Source organism: Mesorhizobium sp. M4B.F.Ca.ET.203.01.1.1, from assembly GCF_004791025.1.
GTDB lineage: Bacteria > Pseudomonadota > Alphaproteobacteria > Rhizobiales > Rhizobiaceae > Mesorhizobium > Mesorhizobium abyssinicae.
Genome location: NZ_SRUO01000196.1, coordinates 1 through 315, shown reverse-complemented (window position 1 = coordinate 315; position 315 = coordinate 1). Strand labels below are relative to the sequence as shown.

Annotated in this window: 1 protein-coding gene; it reads left to right on the top strand. The window is 61.9% G+C overall.

Features of this window, described 5'->3' with window-relative positions; all coding sequences use genetic code 11:
• Positions 1-14: 14 nt before the first annotated feature.
• Positions 15-315, top strand: a 301-nt coding sequence (locus EN846_RS34295) for a sugar phosphate nucleotidyltransferase (protein WP_245518774.1), incomplete at its 3' end; no start/stop codon positions are given.

Genomic DNA, 315 nt, shown 5'->3' with positions numbered 1-315 from the left:
GCGAACAGGCACCAATGAGCAAGCGAATTCGCAAGGCAGTATTCCCGGTGGCAGGGCTGGGGACGCGTTTTCTGCCAGCAACCAAGACTGTGCCGAAGGAGATGCTGCCGATCATTGATCGGCCGCTGATCCAGTACGCCGTGGATGAAGCCATCGAGGCCGGCTGCGACACCCTGGTGTTCATCACCAACCGCTACAAGCATGCGGTGGCCGACTATTTCGACAAGGCCTACGAGCTGGAGCAGAAGCTCGAGCGCGCCGGCAAGCAGGAGCAGCTGGAGCTGATCCGGCACGTGCTGCCCAATGGCGTGCGCG